This is a genomic window from Mangrovibacter plantisponsor (assembly GCF_003182475.1).
Taxonomy (GTDB): Bacteria; Pseudomonadota; Gammaproteobacteria; order Enterobacterales; family Enterobacteriaceae; genus Mangrovibacter; species Mangrovibacter plantisponsor.
On sequence record NZ_QGTS01000003.1, the window covers coordinates 1 to 18,092 of the forward strand.

Sequence of the window (18,092 nt, forward strand, 5' to 3'; positions counted from 1 at the left end):
TTTATCAGTCGGGAAATAATGCGGACGACGGTGTTTAATTATATCGAGTGCGATTACAATCGGTGGCGTCGTCACAGTGCCTGTGGCGGTCTCAGTCCGGAACAATTTGAAAACGAAAACCTCGCTTAGGGCCGTGTCCACATTTCGTGGGTAGGATCAACAATCCGAACACCGATGAACGTCGCACATTTGCCCGTGTTGCGGAAACTGAACGAGGTAGTGTCGAAGTGGTGCATATCCTTAATGGGGCATTTCTCGATAAACGCATCGTATTCGGTTTTCTTGGTGCATTCGATTTACAGACACAAGAGGCATTTCTCTGGGGGGATGGTGATGCAATTACCGATGTAACAACTTATCGTGATACGGGACTCTACACCGCTGAGGTTGCGATTGATGAAGAAATCGTCCCACCTGTTTTCGAAATCGCTGGTGAAACATTAACTTTTGACGAACTGGTCAGGGCTTATGAAGATGCATCTGGTAACACTCTGACCATCGTGAAAAAAGGCAGTTATGCTGACCTTGATAAGGAAATAGCAGCACGCCGTAAGGCAGAACCCAATAATTTTTATGCCTGGCTTCCTCTGATGTATTATCGTGGTTCGTTTGGTGGTAAAGGAAAGCTTCACTCCCTTGCAAATGAACGGTACCCAATGATTAAACCCGAATCAGTCAGGGATTATATTCATCGGGATAAGCTCTGAGGTCATATCAGCAACAACATACTGACATCCGGATGCTAACTTTAACTGGATGCTCCCGAAATAAATGCGAAATGAAATTTTGAAAACCTGACAGGCACGAGGGAATAATCCCATGTTAAGCTATAACTATTTTTATTACGCATCTTAATTCTGCAACATAGTCGTATTGCGACGCTCCCACTCGTCAAAATATACGTTAACATTAGCATTTCTTCACCGAAAAATATGAATTACGTTTTAATAAATAGCACATTTCTCGGGAGCATGCGGATTATTGTAATATCTGCAGGTACAATAAATGGCAGAGAGAAGCACAGAATGTCTATTGAATATATAATATCAGAACGACTTATGTGGCTTTAAGATGTTTCAGCAGTCTGATGAACAGCACCGAACTTTTGCTGTTGCCGCCAACGTAACTGACCTTTCCTGTACCGCTGTGTAAGGCTCCGGCAAGATAATATTTTTCATTCTGACCTGGCGTGACTACTCGCTTTTGCTGCCCGCGAACCTGCCAGTCTGCGCCGATTTTTGGGTTAAGATGGATATCCACTTCATCCTCATAAAAGACCGGGTGTTCTGCGCTACATTCGTCCAGTGCTTTATGGATTGCCGCCATCTTTTCGTCTTTATGGGGATCGCGAATACGCAACGTTGGCGCGGCTCTGCGCCATACCAGCCCGGCAGAGGGTAACCAGCGACGCACCGTGCCGGCATGTAACTGGCATCCGGTTATCTCATTGATTTTTATCGCCAGTAATTCGGTACTCCAGCGTGAACGTTGATAACCAAAATCGCCGGGAGAATGCTTTATGAGTTCACGTAACAGGGTGCAGATATGCTCAAAAGGCCAGCGTCGGGAGCGTCCTGCGGGTAAGGATTTCAGGCCTTCAATACCTGAGTGCGTAAACCAGTTAATCCAGCGCCCAACAGAAGAACGGGCACAACAAAGCGTTCTTGCGACATCGCTGACACGGTCGCCCCGATGCAACATCAGCATGGCGGTCAGCCTGCGGGCATGGTTCTTGTCACGTGTTCCGGGCTGAGTTCCCTCAAAGTGATCTATTATTCTGCGCTAATGAAATGGACACCTCTCCACAAAGGCTTCAGTGAGCCATGCTGTAAGTGCAAACCAACAGCAACATGAAGAGGTGTCCCATGGAACAAATTATCGGAATTGATCTGGCAAAGCGAGTATTTCAGGTGCACGTCGTTTCTGCACATGGTGAGAATAAAGCCAACAAAATGATCACCCGTGAAAAACTGCTGGCCTTTATTGCTCAACAGCCGCCATCACGTATTGTGATGGAAGCGTGTGGTAGCGCGAATTACTGGACTCGTCAGTTCAGTGATCACGGACATGAAGTAAAACAAATCAGCCCACAGTATGTCGCACCTTTCAGAATGGGCAATAAAAATGACAAAAATGATGCCGCTGCAATTGTTGAGGCTGACAGCCGCCCGGGGATGCGCTACGTGCCGGAAAAATCTCTGGAGCAGCAGGACATTCAGTGTCTGCACCGGGTTCGCCAGCGTCTGATGAAAAACAAAACGGCCCTAATTAATCAGATAAGAGGGCTGGGTCTGGATACGGAATTTCGATGCCAGAAGGCGCACATAAGATCATGGCCTGTTTACCGGATTATCTGGAAGATACAGAAAATGACCTGACCACTCTCAGTCGGCAGTTGTTTCACGAGATGCTACAGGAATTACAGAGCAGCCAGCAGCGAATTAAAGACCTGGACGTTCGTCTTACGCACATCAGCCAGCAGAATGAGGATACGCTCCGACTGGAAAGTATTCCTGGTATCGGGCCGATAGGAGCATCAGCCCTGACGGTCGCTCTGGGTGACAGCAACGATTTTCAGAATGGTCGCCATTTTGCCAGTTATCTGGGGCTGGTGCCAGGAGAACACAGTAGCGGCGGCAAAGTTAGGCTTCTGGGCATAACGAAACGGGGAGATGGTTACCTTCGTGGATTACTCATCCACGGAGCCCGGTCCGTAGTTTATCGGGTAATTAACCTCCCGGATGAACAGTGCAACAGTTTGCAGCGATGGCTGAAAGGTCTTATTACCCGGAGTGGAGTGAATAAAGCCGTAGTGGCGCTGGCTAATAAGAATGCCCGAGTGGCTTGGGCGCTGGTAAACCAGAAAACAGAATACACACCAATGTAACTTACTGATTTTAATTAGCCCAAAGAGTAGATGTGCTGACAGGTAGAACCGGCTCTCTGTAAACCTGACAAATAGCTGGGCTGCAAAAAGCCATGGCACTAATGAGGACAGAGAGTACGGATGTTCATCGGGGCTCACGAAGCCGGATATATGTGTGTGGCTACTTTGTCAGAAAAAGACCTGCCGGTGCTTGCATCGGAGAGGTGTCCATATAGCTATTTAGCTGAAAACCACCTGTCACTGCATTCAGGATTTTGATGGAAGATATACCTTTTTGGGGAAATCGAGAAAAAAAGGACAGCATTTATCTTCATTCATTCGCTGTATCACGAAATATGGCTGGAAAAGGGATCGGAGGGGAAGTTATCTCTTTCATTCGAGATATGGGGCGGAAAAAATAGCGTCAGTTTCTACGGCTGGATTGTGCATCCACAAGCGAAAAATTGATCCACTGGTATGAAAAACAAGGTTTTTACTTTGTTGATACAGTGGTTGTTAACCAAAAGAAATGGAACCTGATGGAAATGCCTTGTGAAGAAGAGAGTTGTAATATGATCTTACCCAGCATGAGTGGACATGCGACAGAGTAAGTAAACTCTTAACAAGAGGCGACTCATGACAAAATCAGTATCAACGATCAAAAAGCCCCTCAAACAAAATACGGAAGAATCTCGCGAGGAGTAGTTTATACAATTGTGCCTGCATATGGGGAATTTCGAAAATTCGGATGCTCACTTGCTGATTTTCAGCCGCGCAGTAATAGGGGGCTGAATCATGCAAGGACTGCCTCATCCCGGAAATGACAGCCCCGGTGATATAGTGATGAGTCATGTCTACTTTGAGACAAATTGCCCGCATTTTCAGGACAATGCATGGACTGCTCCTGATAGCCAGCAAGAGGTTTATCCATTCGACAAAGATTCTGTAACAGCCTTGACCTGTTGATTCCTGCCTTTGAACTGACATCCCAGCACGATATTTTATTTGAACAATAATAATTACCATTATCATTACTCTTTACACAATTAAAATATTTTGTAAGACTTTCGCTTTATCTCTCCATCACTCAGAGCCCTGACAAGGCAAGTAATCCAGCTCTGCAGCTTACTCAGATGGGGATTTTTTTTCATTTGAAATGGAATGTGGAAATGACAATACCTCGTATTAAGTTACTTGCGGTTACCTTGTGTGCAGCTGTCCCCCCGCTGTGGGTTCACGCAGCCGATGACACAATGGTTATTACAGCAACGGGCTTCGAGCAGAAAATCCAGAATGCCCCTGCCTCTATCTCCGTTATATCCAAACAACAGATTGAAGATAAAGCCTATCGCGACGTTACCGATGCGCTGAAAGACGTTCCCGGTGTCGTAGTAACTGGCGGCGGTAGCAGCAGCGATATCAGCATCCGCGGCATGTCTTCCCAGTACACCCTTTTTCTCGTCAACGGTAAGCGTGTCAGTACCCGTAGCACTCGTCCAAACAGTGACAACGCAGGGATTGAACAGGGCTGGCTGCCGCCACTGGAGTCCATTGAGAGGATCGAAGTTATCCGCGGGCCAATGTCTTCGCTGTATGGTTCCGATGCAATGGGTGGTGTCATCAACGTGATTACCAGAAAAGTCTCTAACACCCGGGCCTGGACAGGGTCGCTGCATGGTGACGCCACTTTCCAGGAAAATAACGATTCCGGCGATTTATTCCAAACTAATATCTACGCATCCGGCCCACTGATTGACGGCCTGCTGGGGGCAAAAATCACGGGCCTGCTATCTCGTCGGGCGGAAGATAAAATCGAAAATGGCTTCAACGAACAAAAAATGCGCAACGGCGGGGTGACGCTGAACTTCACGCCTGACGACAAGAACGACTTCGATTTCGATTACGCGCGTGAGCTACAGGACCGCAACAGCACGCCAGGAATGTCCATGGCCTCCGAAAGCTGTCGCGGCAATGTCTGTACGCCAAACAGCAAAAGTGAATCGCGTTATGAACATACCACTTACTCTGTAACTCATAACGGTTATTACGATAATTTCAACACAACCAGCTACGCCCAACAGGAAGAGACTAACAACCCAGGGCGTAACATGAAATCATATAATACGACCCTGAATAATCAGAACCAGGTTTTCCTTGGCGATCACACACTGACTCTGGGTGGGCAATATCGTTATGAAAAGCTGAGTGATAAAGGTAACCAACTGGAAGCCGCAGATGGCCTCAGCAAACTCACCCGCTGGAGTTGGGCTCTCTTTGCTGAAGATGAATGGGCAGTAGCCGATAGCTTTACACTGACCACTGGTCTGCGTATGGATAAAGACGAAAACTACGGTACCAACTGGACTCCTCGCGGCTATGGTGTCTGGCATCTGACTGATCAATGGACACTAAAAGGTGGCGTTTCCGCAGGCTACCGTGCTCCTGACCTTCGCCAGTCTTCCGCCAGTTGGGGACAGATAACCGGTGGTGGTCGCCTTGATGGCATTATTGTTGGTAACCCCGATCTGAAGCCAGAAAAAAGCCTGAGCGAAGAAATAGCCCTGTTATGGGATAACAATGACAACCTGAACGCAGGTATCACGCTATTCAACACGGACTTTAAAGATAAGATAACCGAAGTACGTCGCTGCAATAGCAGGGCTGAACCGGCCTGTACTATCGGTAACACCAGCTATGATTTCGTTAGCGATCGCATCAATGTTGATAAAGCCAATATGCGTGGTGTGGAGTCGACCTTCGGATGGAAGATCACCCGCAACCTAAACTGGACAGCGAACTATACCTTCACGCAGTCAGAACAGAAAAGCGGCCAGTTCTCAGGCAAGCCGTTGAACAAAATGCCGAAAAATATGTTCAACACCACCCTGGACTGGCAGGCAACCCCTGAAGTAGGCTTATGGAGTCGCCTGAATTTCCGTGGGAAAACCTCGGAATATCTGAGCCGCACCTCCATGTCGCAAGGTACGCCCTCCTATACCCAGGTGGATTTAGGTTTGCGTTATAACGCGAACAAAAACCTGCAGGTCTCCGCAGGCGTGTATAACGTTCTCGATAAGCAGATTGATTACGACACCTACGATACAGTACTGGATGGTCGTCGTTATACTGTGGGGCTGACCTATAATTTCTGATGAACTGATTAGCAAAAGCGCCGGTTAAACGCGGTACCAAAACTTAACTGCCAGTGCGGCAAAAATTTAATTCGGGGTTCTACTCCAGAACCCCATATTTTCCTTTATCCCAGGATATGTCCACTCCCCGTTATCTGAGACACTCATTATTAGAATTTTCTAACTGTTTCCGGTATATATCCGGAGGGAGATTATTTAAACTTTCATGGGTACGATTCCGGTTATAATCCTGCTGCCAGAACCATGCCATCTCTCTGACCTGACTCAATGATTCAAACAGATAAGCGTTTAAAAACTCCCTGCGGAATGAACCATTGAACCCTCAATGAATCCGTTCTGTTGCGGTTTACCCGGTTGAATATGGCACAGTGTAATATGATTATATTCACAGTAATTCAGCAGGTTAACTGATATAAGCTCCGGGCCATTATCGACTCTGATTTACTCAGGCAGTCCTCGTTTTTCTTTCAGCCGCTCAAGTACACGGATAACTCTGTCTGCAGGCAATGATGTATCGACTTCAATCGCCAGACATTCACGGGTTCCTTAGTCAATAATATTCAGTGTTCTGAATCGCTTACCGCAATAAAGTGCATCATGCATAAAGTCCAGAGCCCGCTGATGATCCTACCCACGTAATGTGGACACAGCCTTAAGCGAGGTTTTCGTTTTCAAACTGTTCCGGGCTGAGACCGCCACAGGCACTGTGACGCCGCCACCGATTGTAATCACACCCGATATAATTAAACACCGTCGTCCGCATTATTTCACGGCTGATAAAGTGTTCCCGTGGATACATTCCACTTTCAGTGTAACGTTTTTCGGGCATTTACGCCGCCAGAGCGCCATCTGTAACGCATCGCAGGCCAGTTTCGCCGTCATTCGTGAGGACATCGACCAGCCAATAACGGCATGGGACCACAGATCAATCACCACCGCCAGATACAGCCAGCCTTCATCCGTGCGAAGATACGTGATATCGCCTGCCCACTTCTGATTCGGGCCACTGGCGATAAAGTCCTGCTCCAGCAGGTTTTCCGATACCGGCAGACCGTGTTGACGATAGCTGACCGGGCTGAACTTCCGGCTGGCTTTTGCCCGTAATCTCTGACGGCGCAGGCTGGCGGCGATGGTTTTGATATTGTATTCAGGCAGTTCTTCGGCGAGACGAGGCGCACCATAGCGCTGCTTTGCTTCCGTGAATGCCTGACTGACAGCAGTATCACAGATGAGCCGCAACTGCTGGCGTGGGCCGGTTTGATGGCGACGTTTAAGCCAGGCGTACCAGCTGCTTCAGGCAACCTGAAGCACGCGACACATGGCTTTGACGCTGAACTCAGCCTGATGCTTTCCGATGAAGACATACTTCATTTCAGGCGCTTCGCGAAGTATGTCGCGGCCTTTTGGAGAATGACCAGTTCTTCATCGCGCTCCGCCAGTTGGCGCTTAAGGCGGGCAATTTCGACGGACATTTCCTGTTCACGTTCGGAAGATGAATGTGCATTTTTTAGCTTACTGCGCCAGTTGTAGAGCCAGGATTCATACAGGCTGAGTTCACGGGCGGCGGCAGCGACACCGATGCGCTGAGCCAGTTTCAGGGCTTCATCGCGGAATTCGGGAGTGTACTGTTTACGGGCCGTTTTGCTGTTGAGGCGATTGTGTGCGGATAACTCATTTGGGCACAGGTTTTCCTGATGCCAGATAGATGTAAGCAACAACCCAAAACCAGAATCAGTGCTTGCAAAACGGAAGTAGTCCATAGATGTAGAAAATCGCATTACTTATACCATTCTGATGGCAGATTTCTTCAACCTTAAGACCGGAATCAGCCAGCTTTAAGATGTTAACGATCTGGGTTTCAGTAAAACGTGCTTTTTTCATGTAGGGCTCTGCAAATGTTAAAGCAGAAAATCTAATTGTAGCTGTCTCATTTTAGGGGAAGTGGATACAGAAAGCGGGGTCAGATTTATAAAAATCCGCTTTGTAAATGTCATCTTACTCATGTCTCTTAAAAGTTGAACTTAGTTTGGGCTGTGGTGTTCCACAATCAGCGTTATCGACTTGTTAAAAGAAAAGTTGATGACTTTCATTTAATTAATAAAATATACATTTATGATGTCAATCATGATTCCAACGGAGTGTATATCAGTAATTTTTCGGCCAGCAATACACGAAACTATCAGTGTAATCACAGCAATAAAGTAAAGCATCCTGTGGTAAAGCTGGCATGGTATGTGCAGAACCAGCTTAGTCTTGTGGAGTTTTCGACGCACATATGTGACAGATTGACAGTGCCAAAACCATAATTAATAAGTGGTAAATAAAATAACACCTTTAGCTGATGGAAAATAATTTAAATTAATTATTGGTATTATTTTAATAGTGGTTAAATTAAATAAATGTGATTTCAATCATTAAATTGTAATAATAAATTAAGACTATTTTAAGCAAGTGAATGTATATTAAGTGGCATAAGGCAATAGTCTGTATATTTAGTTTAACTTATTGTTATATATTTTTGTGTTGTTTAATTCGTGCTTCACTGCTTAACCAAAACCTGTGTCTGGCTTAAACATTGTGAACAACTGTATATGAAGTGTGGTTGATATAATTGAAACCAAGCTTCAATTAACACAAAGCCAGTCTCATGTTGGCCAACTTTTTCCAACGTGGATAACCACATTGATTATCCGGAGCCAATGATGAATATTTTAAAAGATATCACTGTCAGAAAAATGGTCTTAATCATCCTTGCAATATTCACATTAATTTGGGGTATTGCAACCTCATTGACACTGAACAACTTCAGTGAAATGGAAAACTTACTGACCCAGAATACCACTCAGAAAAAAAGCTACGCGATGCTGGTAAAAGGTAATGACCAGTACTTCCGCACCATGACACGCATGTTACGCGCCATTGACTTCCGCGAATCCGGAAACACGGCAGATGCGGAAAAAACCTTCGCGTCTGCAGGCAAGGCGCTGAAAATCAGCCAGGACAGCCTGGCACAGTTCCGTGCAGCTGCTCACCCTGGGGTCGATGAAGCGCTGGTACAAAGTATGGTGAATGACTGGGACATTCTGCTGAATACGGCCATTGCGCCGATGCTGCAAAATGCCCGGGCCAATAACATGGACGATTTCCGCCAGACATTTCGTAAAGTCTATCCGCCGCTGAGTGTGCAGTTTGGCACCACGGCAGAAAAATACACTCAGGCAATGCAGTCTGGCACGTTGGTACAGCAGGCCCGGACGCATATCAGCAACAACCGCTTTATCTTACTGGGTGCACTGGTTGCCGGTATTGTGACGCTTTTCCTGACCGACCGCTATCTGGTGGTTTACCTGGTGCGTCCCATTGGTGCAATTAAAAAACACCTGGAGCGTTTAACTGCAGGCCAGTTGCACCATAGTATTGATGACTTTGGCCGTAACTGTGCCGGGCAATTAATTCCTTATCTCCGCACCATGCAGCAAAGCCTGCGGGATACAGTCAGCACTATCCGCGACAGCTCTGCCACCATTTACAGCAGCACCAACGAGATACGGAAAGGGAATGAAGAGTTGTCAGTACGTACCGACCAGCAGGCAGCGGCTTTGCAGGAAACTGCAGCCAGTATGGAAGAACTGACCTCTACCGTGAAAAACAATGCGGATAACGTCCGCCACGCACGACAGTTCACCGATGAAGCACAACAAGTGGCGGAAAAAGGCGGCATCATTACCGGTACGGTAGTGAAAACGATGGAAGGTATAACAGAGAGTTCTCAGAAAATTGCCGACATCACCAGTGTGATTAACAGTATTTCGTTTCAGACGAATATTCTGGCGCTTAACGCCGCCGTTGAGGCCGCCAGAGCCGGGGAACAAGGACGCGGGTTCGCCGTCGTCGCCAGCGAAGTTCGCTCACTGGCACAGCGAAGTGCGCAGGCAGCAAAAGAGATTGAAGGCCTGATTGGTGAATCAGTCAGCCGGGTAAATGCCGGAGCCGGGCAGGTACAGGAAGCCGGAAAAGCGATGCAAACCATTATTACCTCAGTGAGCCGGGTCAGAGAGTTAATGGGCGAGATATCAATCGCCTCCGATGAACAAAGCCGCGGCATTGAACAAATTGGACAGGCGATGACGGAGCTCGATGGCGTCACCCAACAAAACGCCACCCAGGTTCAACTGGCAGCGACCAGTGCAGCCGAGCTGGAAAGAGAAGCGGAGCAGTTGAATGAAGTTGTTGCTGTATTTGACCTGGGTAACGGTACTGTCAGTCAGGCAAATACTGAGCAGAAAAAACCGGTGCTGAAGTCACGCCTTAAAGTAGCGGCTGTGACATCCGGTACGGTAGATAACTGGGAGTCATTCTGATAATAACGCAGTGATATAGCAGGCCTTTGCCGGGAAAATCACAGGTTTCCCGGCCTTTTTGTACCTTGTTTACTTCTTTTTCACGAATAACTAATGGCGAGAGTGCCTGTCCATACCTGTAACTCTATTCATGGGTCAGCAATACATTGACCTGCTCCCCGTTGATTAATACACCGCGATGTTAGTAATGTCTTCATCAGTAACTTACCGCCGTATTCGGGATTTCAGGCGTACAGGTCACGCGTATTCTCGACAGTATCGCGCTGTTTCGGGGGGATTCCCCTTGCTTACCCCACAACTTTTTTGAGTGTATAAAAATCTATACCGGGTAACAGCCCTCTTTCTTTATCGGAGGGTATCTTTCGACAACAACTGGAGTTTACATTTCTAACTGTACTTTAAGGGATGAAACGAAGTGGTTAAAAAACACACTTAGCATACGTTTCCGTACGACTGAGCTTCAGACCCCTGGTACGCTAATAGCCACTTTACTGGATGGAAAATGAGTCTCGGCAGAAAAGATTCTGAACTCGATTTAATCTGACAGAAGCCTGTATCAATAACCAACAACTGTCAGATCAGGTCTGAGTTAGTATAAGTTAAGGGGCATAGCTTACTTCGAAAACTTAAAATCCCCACCACTACTGACTAACAAATTAGCAATTTCAGTTAGTGTTTTATCAAACACAGCCGCATTCTGTCGCCCTGCGTTACGCAGAAGTTCTAGATTCTCTCGTGACGCGTTATCTAAAGCAGCGTCTGCACCATATAACTCGGGCTGAATTCTGTAGTATTTAGAGTTTTTTACCGTTGAGGCAATTTGTTGTAAATAATACGCAGTCATCTGGGGCCCACCCTCGAGTGCAATATCGATTACAGGTTTCGCCCAGCTAAATGGTCCCCAGTCCTTAATTTCGGAATAGGAATAGCCCTGTAATTTTTTACCCGTTCCAAGTGAAACAATAATCATATCTTTGATACCAGAGACATTACTAAATTTAATGGCTTCGGAGTATGCACAAAGCGCGGGGTCGTTAGCCGCCACACCACCATCTACGAGGATAAATTTTTCTGATACAGGAGGTAATGAGTAAATTCGTGCCGCTTCAAAATATGTGGGTGCAGCAGAAGTGCCACGTAAAATATCCCTGACAAGAAAATCTTGTCCCTTAGTTATTGCTGAGTGTTGCTTGAAGATCACGGGAAGACGGTTGCTTACATCATAAGAAACAAAGCAGGTCGGCCTTAATAATTCACTTAGTTTTATTTCACCAAACGCCGTATTTAACACTCTCTCCAGCTCTTTACTTGAATATTTTTCATCAGTTGCCCCCCCTAATGAACTAATTTTTTTCCAGACGCCCACATCAAAAATGTCATCACCATCCTCAAGATAGAAATTAACAGCTTCTTGAGCGGTGAATTTTGGTTTTCCTTGCGTATCTGGACAAACATAGGCGGAGCAAAGAATGGCACCAGTACTGGTGCCTGCTACCAAATCGAAATAATCGGCAATTCTTGCGTTTGAATTATTTGATATTATTTGTAGTTTCTTCTCCAGCTCGACCAGAATCATACCCGGAAGGATGCCTCTGATCCCCCCACCATCTATAGAAAGTATTCTCATCATGACTTTTATTCCTCTAAAGAAATACAGGGTAATATATATCTCCTTTGGTTATGCCTACGAACAGGAGATATGGGTTTTTGAAATTCTGGTCAGTCATTAACTCTGCCAATAGCATTACTTGCCTAATACAAGCAATTACGGAGTATATACAGACAACATTGCTGATTCTTCCCTGCGTTACATCAACAAACCAAGGTGATGTAGTTTAAAAGGTTATCCATGAATAGTTTTCACCTCTCGCTGAGTCATATAATACAAACAGCAATAAAAAAACATCGAAGACGCAAACCAAAAAGTATAATCCACTGTATAAAAATGGACAAAGATTTGTACATTTTCTTCGTTAAAGTATTTTTTACGTTGAAAACTATACTATCACCAGATAGAATGCTAAAAATAACATTGATTTTAGTTAAATCCAAAATGAGATTATAATAAAGATAATCCGCACAAGTTGTGCCAACTGACTGATGAATGAACTAAAACGTCAACCAGATTGAATAATTTTGATTATAGCAACATTATTCAACTAAACATCATCCGATGAAGAAAATAATAAATCACATTCGAAACAAGAACTAAGCTATAGTGTATTAGTTTGATTACCAAGGGATACTGACGGTTTTCACTGAAAGCACACAATCAATTCTGATAGTCTGCTTTAAGCGAGGTATAGTCATTCGCACCCTGAGAATTACACTTTTAAGTGATTCAGAGTATGCGCATACTGGTTACGAATATTGAGCTAGAATGATGCGATGATCGCCGCTTTTCTTTCGAGCCAGTAGGTGCTCCACGTTCGATAACGAATACTCAGGCGTGCAGATAAACTGCTGGCTATATTTCTTTCGAGGAGCGTGGAATGCATACCAATCCCCGATAAAAAGGAGTTGGTGATGACTGTGACTAATCAGTTTGTTGCACACGTGGTCTGGACTGGGCAGATAAAAAACACGATGTCTGCGTTCAGTTTGAAACGGTGAACGCGAGTTCCATCTGAAGGTAAAAGGCAGGATCGCAATAGCTCTCGAGCTGAAGAAGGGGCCAGTGGTGTATTCTCTTAAAAAATATCCGTTTATCACAGTTTTCCCTGTTTATCGCTGGTTCGCTACCGGCAGGCCTTCCCACCCAGTGGCGCAAAAGATGACCCGCAGCATGCTGAGCTGGCATTAGAATTAATGCTACGTTACCCCAAAATATAAAAGCCATTGAACCCGACAATGCGGATATTAGCTTACTTCATTGTGTGCTGGCAGTTAACACTCACCGTCAGATATTTCTAAGTCCTTACTATGAGTTTCGAAATTCACGCTTTGTACTAATTTAATTATATGTACACCTTGAGGCGGAGCTATAAAATGGCGTTCACACGAAAGTCATTCTACTTGACTAGCATATTCTCCTGCATCGCGATTATTTTGGGTATTCTGTTATTTTATGGACTGGATGAGCCCTCCGGTATGCACGCGACGAGTGCGCAGGAGTTTCATGTTGAGCAGGAGTTTCATGTTGAGAATGAATCCAGTACGGCACCAGATTCGCAGAATACAAACTCTTTAGGGGCAGTGATCACTGGTTCTCGAGAACCAGGTGTTTCATGGAACAACCATAATCATGCCTCAATTATTGTTACCCCGTTTGATGCGGGCGGATTGAATAGCGTCGGTCCCGGGAGTACATCGGCCAATCATGGCGAACACTCTCCTGCACAGTCAACGGTCTATCAAGATATTGTCCAGATTCCCGACAGGGCTTATGCATTTCCCTCATTTTCCAAAGTTGACATTCCATTGCTATCCGCTACAAGTTATTCTGAAACAGTAGAATCTGTACCAAGAGGGCAGGGGTCGGTAAACATTACTACATCGGTCAACATTGCCACACCTGAGCTATGGTCTGAGCCAGACCTGAAAAAAATCACTGCTACCGTAAGCTTTCCACGAACAAAGACTTACAAGCTTGGGGAGACCTTTATTGTCACACTCGCTGTCATAAACGGGGTGAACCCAATTGCGACTATTGAGGTCACTAGGTTGCTTGGAATCGAGGGAAACACGACGACAACCCAAACTCCACTGATGACTGAATCGAGAGAGATGAAAGCCATCCTCGTGTATGCAGGTAAAAAGGTCGATTCAGGAGATACAGAAATTCAGCGCGTATCATCAAAGCAAGCCACAATCTGGTCATGGGACGTTACGCCTGATTCCCCGGGGCGGCACTACATGAAAATTATTCTGACAGCCCAGATGCCCAATAACAAACCAGACTTCTCAAGGCCGTTCATCTACGAACTCACAGTAACAGAGGACTTATGGAGCCATATAAAGCGGATTCTGGCAACGTGGATAACACCACAGTGGATTTCGGCAGACTGGCTCTGGAAGTCGATCATGGTGCCTGTTGGTTTGTTCGTTTTGTGGCAAGTACGTGCCCGCTGGCGTGCCCACAGGCGTAAGAAAAAGCTGGCTCAGAAGAATGGTGCTAGCTAGTAAATCAGAATGCAAATAGCCATGTGAGTTGGCATTCACTTCCAGAGAGTTTCTGGTAAGCCAACATCCGCTCCTGTCAAGTAGCGGACTGACTAAATGAACTAAAGGTCCACTAATGCTGGGTAAGATCACTCTTCCGGTGTCAGGTTATTCAGGGATTCATGAGGCCGCTCGCTGTTATATTCAGCCAGCCAGCGCTCGGTAATTGGTGTAGGTCCGGTGAGTGCCATGATGATCATTGCGGAAAGTGGTGACCTGAACCGTTTTGCTCATTATCGTCAGTATGTTAATTACTGCGGATTTAACCTTTCAGCAAGTCAGAGCGGAGAAAGGTGTAGTGGTTACAGTCTGTCAAAACGTGGAAATGCACGGCTGAGATATGCGTTCTGGCTCGCCACTACAGTCGCCGTCAGAATGCAGGAAAATACTCTTCGAAATAAGTATGAGTGCTATATCCGGGAACATGGCGATACACCTGATCAGCGTCGAAAAGCAGTTGTTGCAGTAGCAACCAAACTTGCACGGATAGCACATTCAGTTGTCAAAAATGATACAGATTATCAACGATATTTCGATATAAGCCATGGGACGTGATTCCGTCGGGCCGTAAGGCACATCGCGACCTTTAGATAATGCTCAACGCCCATGGCTTCCCTTAATGCTTTGTTAAGTCCTGTCGGGCCATATGGACCCTTGTTCACCATGGTAAGCATAATATCAGGCCAGTAGCATGGGCTGAACCCGGAATTAAGGCCAGTTTTCACACTGGTTGGGTCTCTATTTTGTAAATTAAATTGATTCATAAGGTAGTCCGTTGTCCATCCGCATCTTCAGCGGGTAGCCGCGATTTACCACGATCCTGTCCAGCACCCGGACGACTCGCTGAGCCGGGATATTAAGGTCAATTTCTATCGCCAGTGCTTCGCGGTTAAAATCATCCACCACATTGAAGGTCCGGAAGCGTCTGCCGCACACCAGCGCGTCATGCATAAAATCGATGGACCAGCTCTGGTTTAACGCATGCGGCGTCGCCAGTGGTGCTGGATTACGCACCGGCAGGCGCTGTTTACCCTTACGGCGAAAATTCAGTTTCAGCAGGCAGTAAATCCGGTGAACGTGTTTATGGTTCCAGGTATTGCCCTGCCTGCGCAGCACCTGAAACAGTTTTTTAAAACCGTACTTTGGATAACGCTCTGCCATCGTTGATAGCGCATCAATAACGGGCTCATCCCGCCGGGTATCGGGCTGGTAAAAATAGACCGTCCTGCTCAGCGATAACGTCCTGCAGGCCTGGCGAATGCTCATGGTAAATTGTGCAGTCAGGTAACCGACGAGCTCACGCTTTATCGCTGTTTTTAAAGATTTTTTTCGATAACGTCTTTCAGTGCCCGGCATTCAAGGCTGAGATCAGCAAACATCTGTTTGAGGCGACGGTTTTCATCCTCCAGGTCTTTCATCTTTTTGATATCAGAGGCTTCCATACCGCCAAACTTCGATTTCCAGTTGTAATAGCTGGCTTCAGAAATACCGGCTTCACGGCAGACATCCTTAACGGTACGTCCGGCTTCGACAGACTTCAGAACGGCAATGATCTGGTGTTCGGTGAATCGGGCTTTACGCATGGTGATCTCCTCACAGGACATAATCAGTATGTCGGAAGATCTCTAAATGTGAATGGTTCGTTTTGCAGGGATACTTACAACTGTTTTTAGATGTTATTTAAGTAAGGTTTTTTCATTGGTTATATTATGATTTAACTCTGCTTCGGATTTTGTTGCCGAAATAAGAGATAGACAGGAAGAGTTTATCGTTTTTTATGTTTTTTATAAGTGAAAGGAATTTAATAATTATGTGCGTGTTGGTCGTATATATCTTACGGGGAAATTGAGAGTCGGATCTATACTTTCATGTAACGTGGATACATGTGACGTGCATTGCAAACTTAGCTACACTCAGTGCATATAATTATATTACATTCAGAACAGAGCATTTTTATGGGGATAAATAAGAATGTTGCATCACCTGCTACCTTGCCCCATCGTCATTTTCATGTAACGGCGGACGTTGCGAAATAAGTCATTTTATTTTTACTGGCACCGGCTTTAACGGTGATATTTTATACTTACGAACGTGGAATTAATGAGGGATATATGTCTGGAAGTGCAATAAGAAAGCAAAGCGCATATGAAAAGCTGAGCCTGAGAGAAAAGGTTGGCTATGGCATGGGCGATGCTGGTTCCTGCATGATCTGGAGCGTGCTGGCACTCTATTTGACATGGTTTTACACCGATGTCTATGGCCTGGCTCCTGGCATCGTCGGTACGTTATTTTTGGTTATACGTATTTTTGATGCTTTCAGCGATCCAGTTATGGGGGCTATTTGTGACCGTACCAAAAGCCGCTGGGGCAAGTTCCGCCCATGGCTGCTTTGGATGGCTCTTCCGTTCGGTCTCGGCGCGGTAGCAATGTTTACCACGCCTGATATTGGCATGAACGGAAAAATCATCTATGCCTGGGTAACCTATCTGATTATGTCGCTGATCTATACAGCGATTAATATTCCCTATTGCTCGGTAGCTGGCGTGATTACACTGAATCAAAAAGAACGTATGGGATGTCTATCATGGCGTTTTTTCCTTAACGGGCTGGCAACTCTAATCATCTCTTCTACCATTCTGCCGCTAACCGACTGGCTGGGAAACGGTAACCGAGCCTCTGGCTTTCAGATGACCATGATAATTATGGGCGCTGCCGCTACCTTAATGTTCCTGTTTTGCTTCTCGAGCATTAAGGAACGTGTAGTTGCAGTGAAGGAAAACGACTCATTAAAGCGCGATCTGAAAGATATCGTTAAAAATGACCAATGGTTGTTGATGATTACCATCACCTTCCTTAACGTTTTCCCGGCCTTTATTCGTGGTGCGGTAACCATCTATTATGCCACCTATGTTATGCAGGCTTCTGTCGGATTTATCACCTTCTTTATGGCGCTGGGTGTCGCTTGCAATATGCTGGGGAGCGTAATAGCTAAACCACTTACTGATCGTTTCGATAAAGTGAAACTGTTCCGTATTATCAATGTCGTCCTTGGTATCCTGTCGTTCGCTCTTTGGTTTGTAAACCCAGCGTCGCTGACACCTCTGTTAACGCTGTTTATAATCATAAATATCCTGCACTTAATTCAGTCAGGCCCAATCCTGTGGGCCATGATGTCCGATGTTGATGATTACGGTGACTGGAAATTTGGCAAACGTTTAACCGGTATTTCATTCGCTGGAAACCTGTTTATGTTGAAAATGGGACTTGCGGTCGCTGGGGCTATCGTCGCCTGGGTTCTTTCCTGGACAGGATATATAGCGAATAAACCGGAACAGAATCCAGACACGATTGAGGGCATTATTATTATGTTCTCCCTCATGCCAATGGTTAGCTATTTTATCAGCGCATTTATTGCCCGGCATTTCAAACTCAATAATGTTTTTCTGGAGAGAATAAAAGTCGATTTGGCAAAGCGCGGATTAGAAAATAGCAATGCTGTATTGCAGAACCAACATGAAGCCCCTGTATCTTAACCGATACGTTAATTTATTA

At 45.7% G+C, this 18,092-nt stretch carries 7 protein-coding genes and 9 pseudogenes; 9 read left to right on the forward strand and 7 right to left on the reverse strand.

Annotation, left to right across the window (positions count from 1 at the left end):
* Both DES37_RS04890 and DES37_RS04895 read left to right on the forward strand, forming a co-directional pair.
* Positions 1-129, forward strand: a 129-nt coding sequence (locus tag DES37_RS04890) for an IS3 family transposase (RefSeq protein ID WP_146211490.1), incomplete at its 5' end; no start/stop codon positions are given.
* A 17-nt stretch (positions 130-146) separates the two neighbouring features.
* Positions 147-707 carry a Rossmann-fold NAD(P)-binding domain-containing protein gene (locus DES37_RS04895; protein ID WP_146211491.1) on the forward strand — a complete coding sequence of 187 codons (561 nt, stop codon included), beginning with the start codon at positions 147-149 and terminating at the stop codon, positions 705-707.
* Between the two features lie 352 nt (positions 708-1,059).
* On the opposite strand, the pseudogene DES37_RS04900 reads toward DES37_RS04895, so the two are convergent.
* A pseudogene (locus DES37_RS04900) lies at positions 1,060-1,776 on the reverse strand (IS630 family transposase); the annotation flags it as partial.
* Positions 1,777-1,865: 89 nt separating this feature from the next.
* On the opposite strand from DES37_RS04900, the pseudogene DES37_RS04905 reads away from it, so the two are divergent.
* A pseudogene (locus DES37_RS04905) lies at positions 1,866-2,887 on the forward strand (IS110 family RNA-guided transposase).
* Positions 2,888-4,035: 1,148 nt separating this feature from the next.
* Complete coding sequence (locus tag DES37_RS04915; protein WP_110025310.1) at positions 4,036-6,018, forward strand: ligand-gated channel protein; 1,983 nt, start codon at positions 4,036-4,038, stop codon at positions 6,016-6,018.
* Positions 6,019-6,148: 130 nt separating this feature from the next.
* On the opposite strand, the pseudogene DES37_RS04920 reads toward DES37_RS04915, so the two are convergent.
* The 3 pseudogenes from DES37_RS04920 to DES37_RS04930 form a co-directional block, all read right to left on the reverse strand.
* A pseudogene (locus tag DES37_RS04920) lies at positions 6,149-6,645 on the reverse strand (transposase); the annotation flags it as partial.
* A 25-nt stretch (positions 6,646-6,670) separates the two neighbouring features.
* Positions 6,671-7,703: pseudogene (locus tag DES37_RS04925) on the reverse strand (IS3 family transposase).
* Between the two features lie 79 nt (positions 7,704-7,782).
* Positions 7,783-7,899, reverse strand: a pseudogene (locus DES37_RS04930) (transposase); the annotation flags it as partial.
* A gap of 821 nt (positions 7,900-8,720) precedes the next feature.
* On the opposite strand from DES37_RS04930, the gene DES37_RS04935 reads away from it, so the two are divergent.
* Entirely contained in the window at positions 8,721-10,379 is a 1,659-nt protein-coding gene (locus tag DES37_RS04935) for a methyl-accepting chemotaxis protein (protein ID WP_110025081.1), read from the forward strand.
* Positions 10,380-10,992: 613 nt separating this feature from the next.
* On the opposite strand, the gene DES37_RS04940 is transcribed toward DES37_RS04935, so the two are convergent.
* Positions 10,993-12,009, reverse strand: coding sequence for a patatin-like phospholipase family protein (locus DES37_RS04940; protein WP_110025082.1), 1,017 nt, complete (start codon positions 12,007-12,009; stop codon positions 10,993-10,995).
* An 896-nt stretch (positions 12,010-12,905) separates the two neighbouring features.
* Between DES37_RS04940 and DES37_RS04945 the strand changes: the two are divergent.
* Together DES37_RS04945 and DES37_RS04950 are read left to right on the forward strand one after the other, a co-directional pair.
* Positions 12,906-13,205, forward strand: a pseudogene (locus tag DES37_RS04945) (IS110 family transposase); the annotation flags it as partial.
* 162 nt (positions 13,206-13,367) lie between these two features.
* A complete protein-coding gene (locus DES37_RS04950; protein WP_110025083.1) occupies positions 13,368-14,501 on the forward strand; it encodes a hypothetical protein in 1,134 nt (377 codons plus the stop codon).
* A gap of 128 nt (positions 14,502-14,629) precedes the next feature.
* Here DES37_RS04950 and DES37_RS04955 read toward each other — a convergent pair.
* Positions 14,630-14,707 (reverse strand): annotated as a pseudogene (locus DES37_RS04955) (integrase core domain-containing protein); the annotation flags it as partial.
* A 1-nt stretch (position 14,708) separates the two neighbouring features.
* Here DES37_RS04955 and DES37_RS04960 point away from each other — a divergent pair.
* Positions 14,709-15,095: pseudogene (locus DES37_RS04960) on the forward strand (transposase); the annotation flags it as partial.
* Positions 15,096-15,311: 216 nt separating this feature from the next.
* On the opposite strand, the pseudogene DES37_RS04965 reads toward DES37_RS04960, so the two are convergent.
* Positions 15,312-16,123: pseudogene (locus tag DES37_RS04965) on the reverse strand (IS3 family transposase); the annotation flags it as partial.
* Positions 16,124-16,651: 528 nt separating this feature from the next.
* Here DES37_RS04965 and DES37_RS04970 point away from each other — a divergent pair.
* The gene (locus DES37_RS04970) at positions 16,652-18,073 is read left to right on the forward strand and encodes a glycoside-pentoside-hexuronide (GPH):cation symporter (RefSeq protein ID WP_110025084.1); all 1,422 of its coding nucleotides are present in this window, start codon (positions 16,652-16,654) and stop codon (positions 18,071-18,073) included.
* The last annotated feature ends 19 nt before the right edge of the window (positions 18,074-18,092 follow it).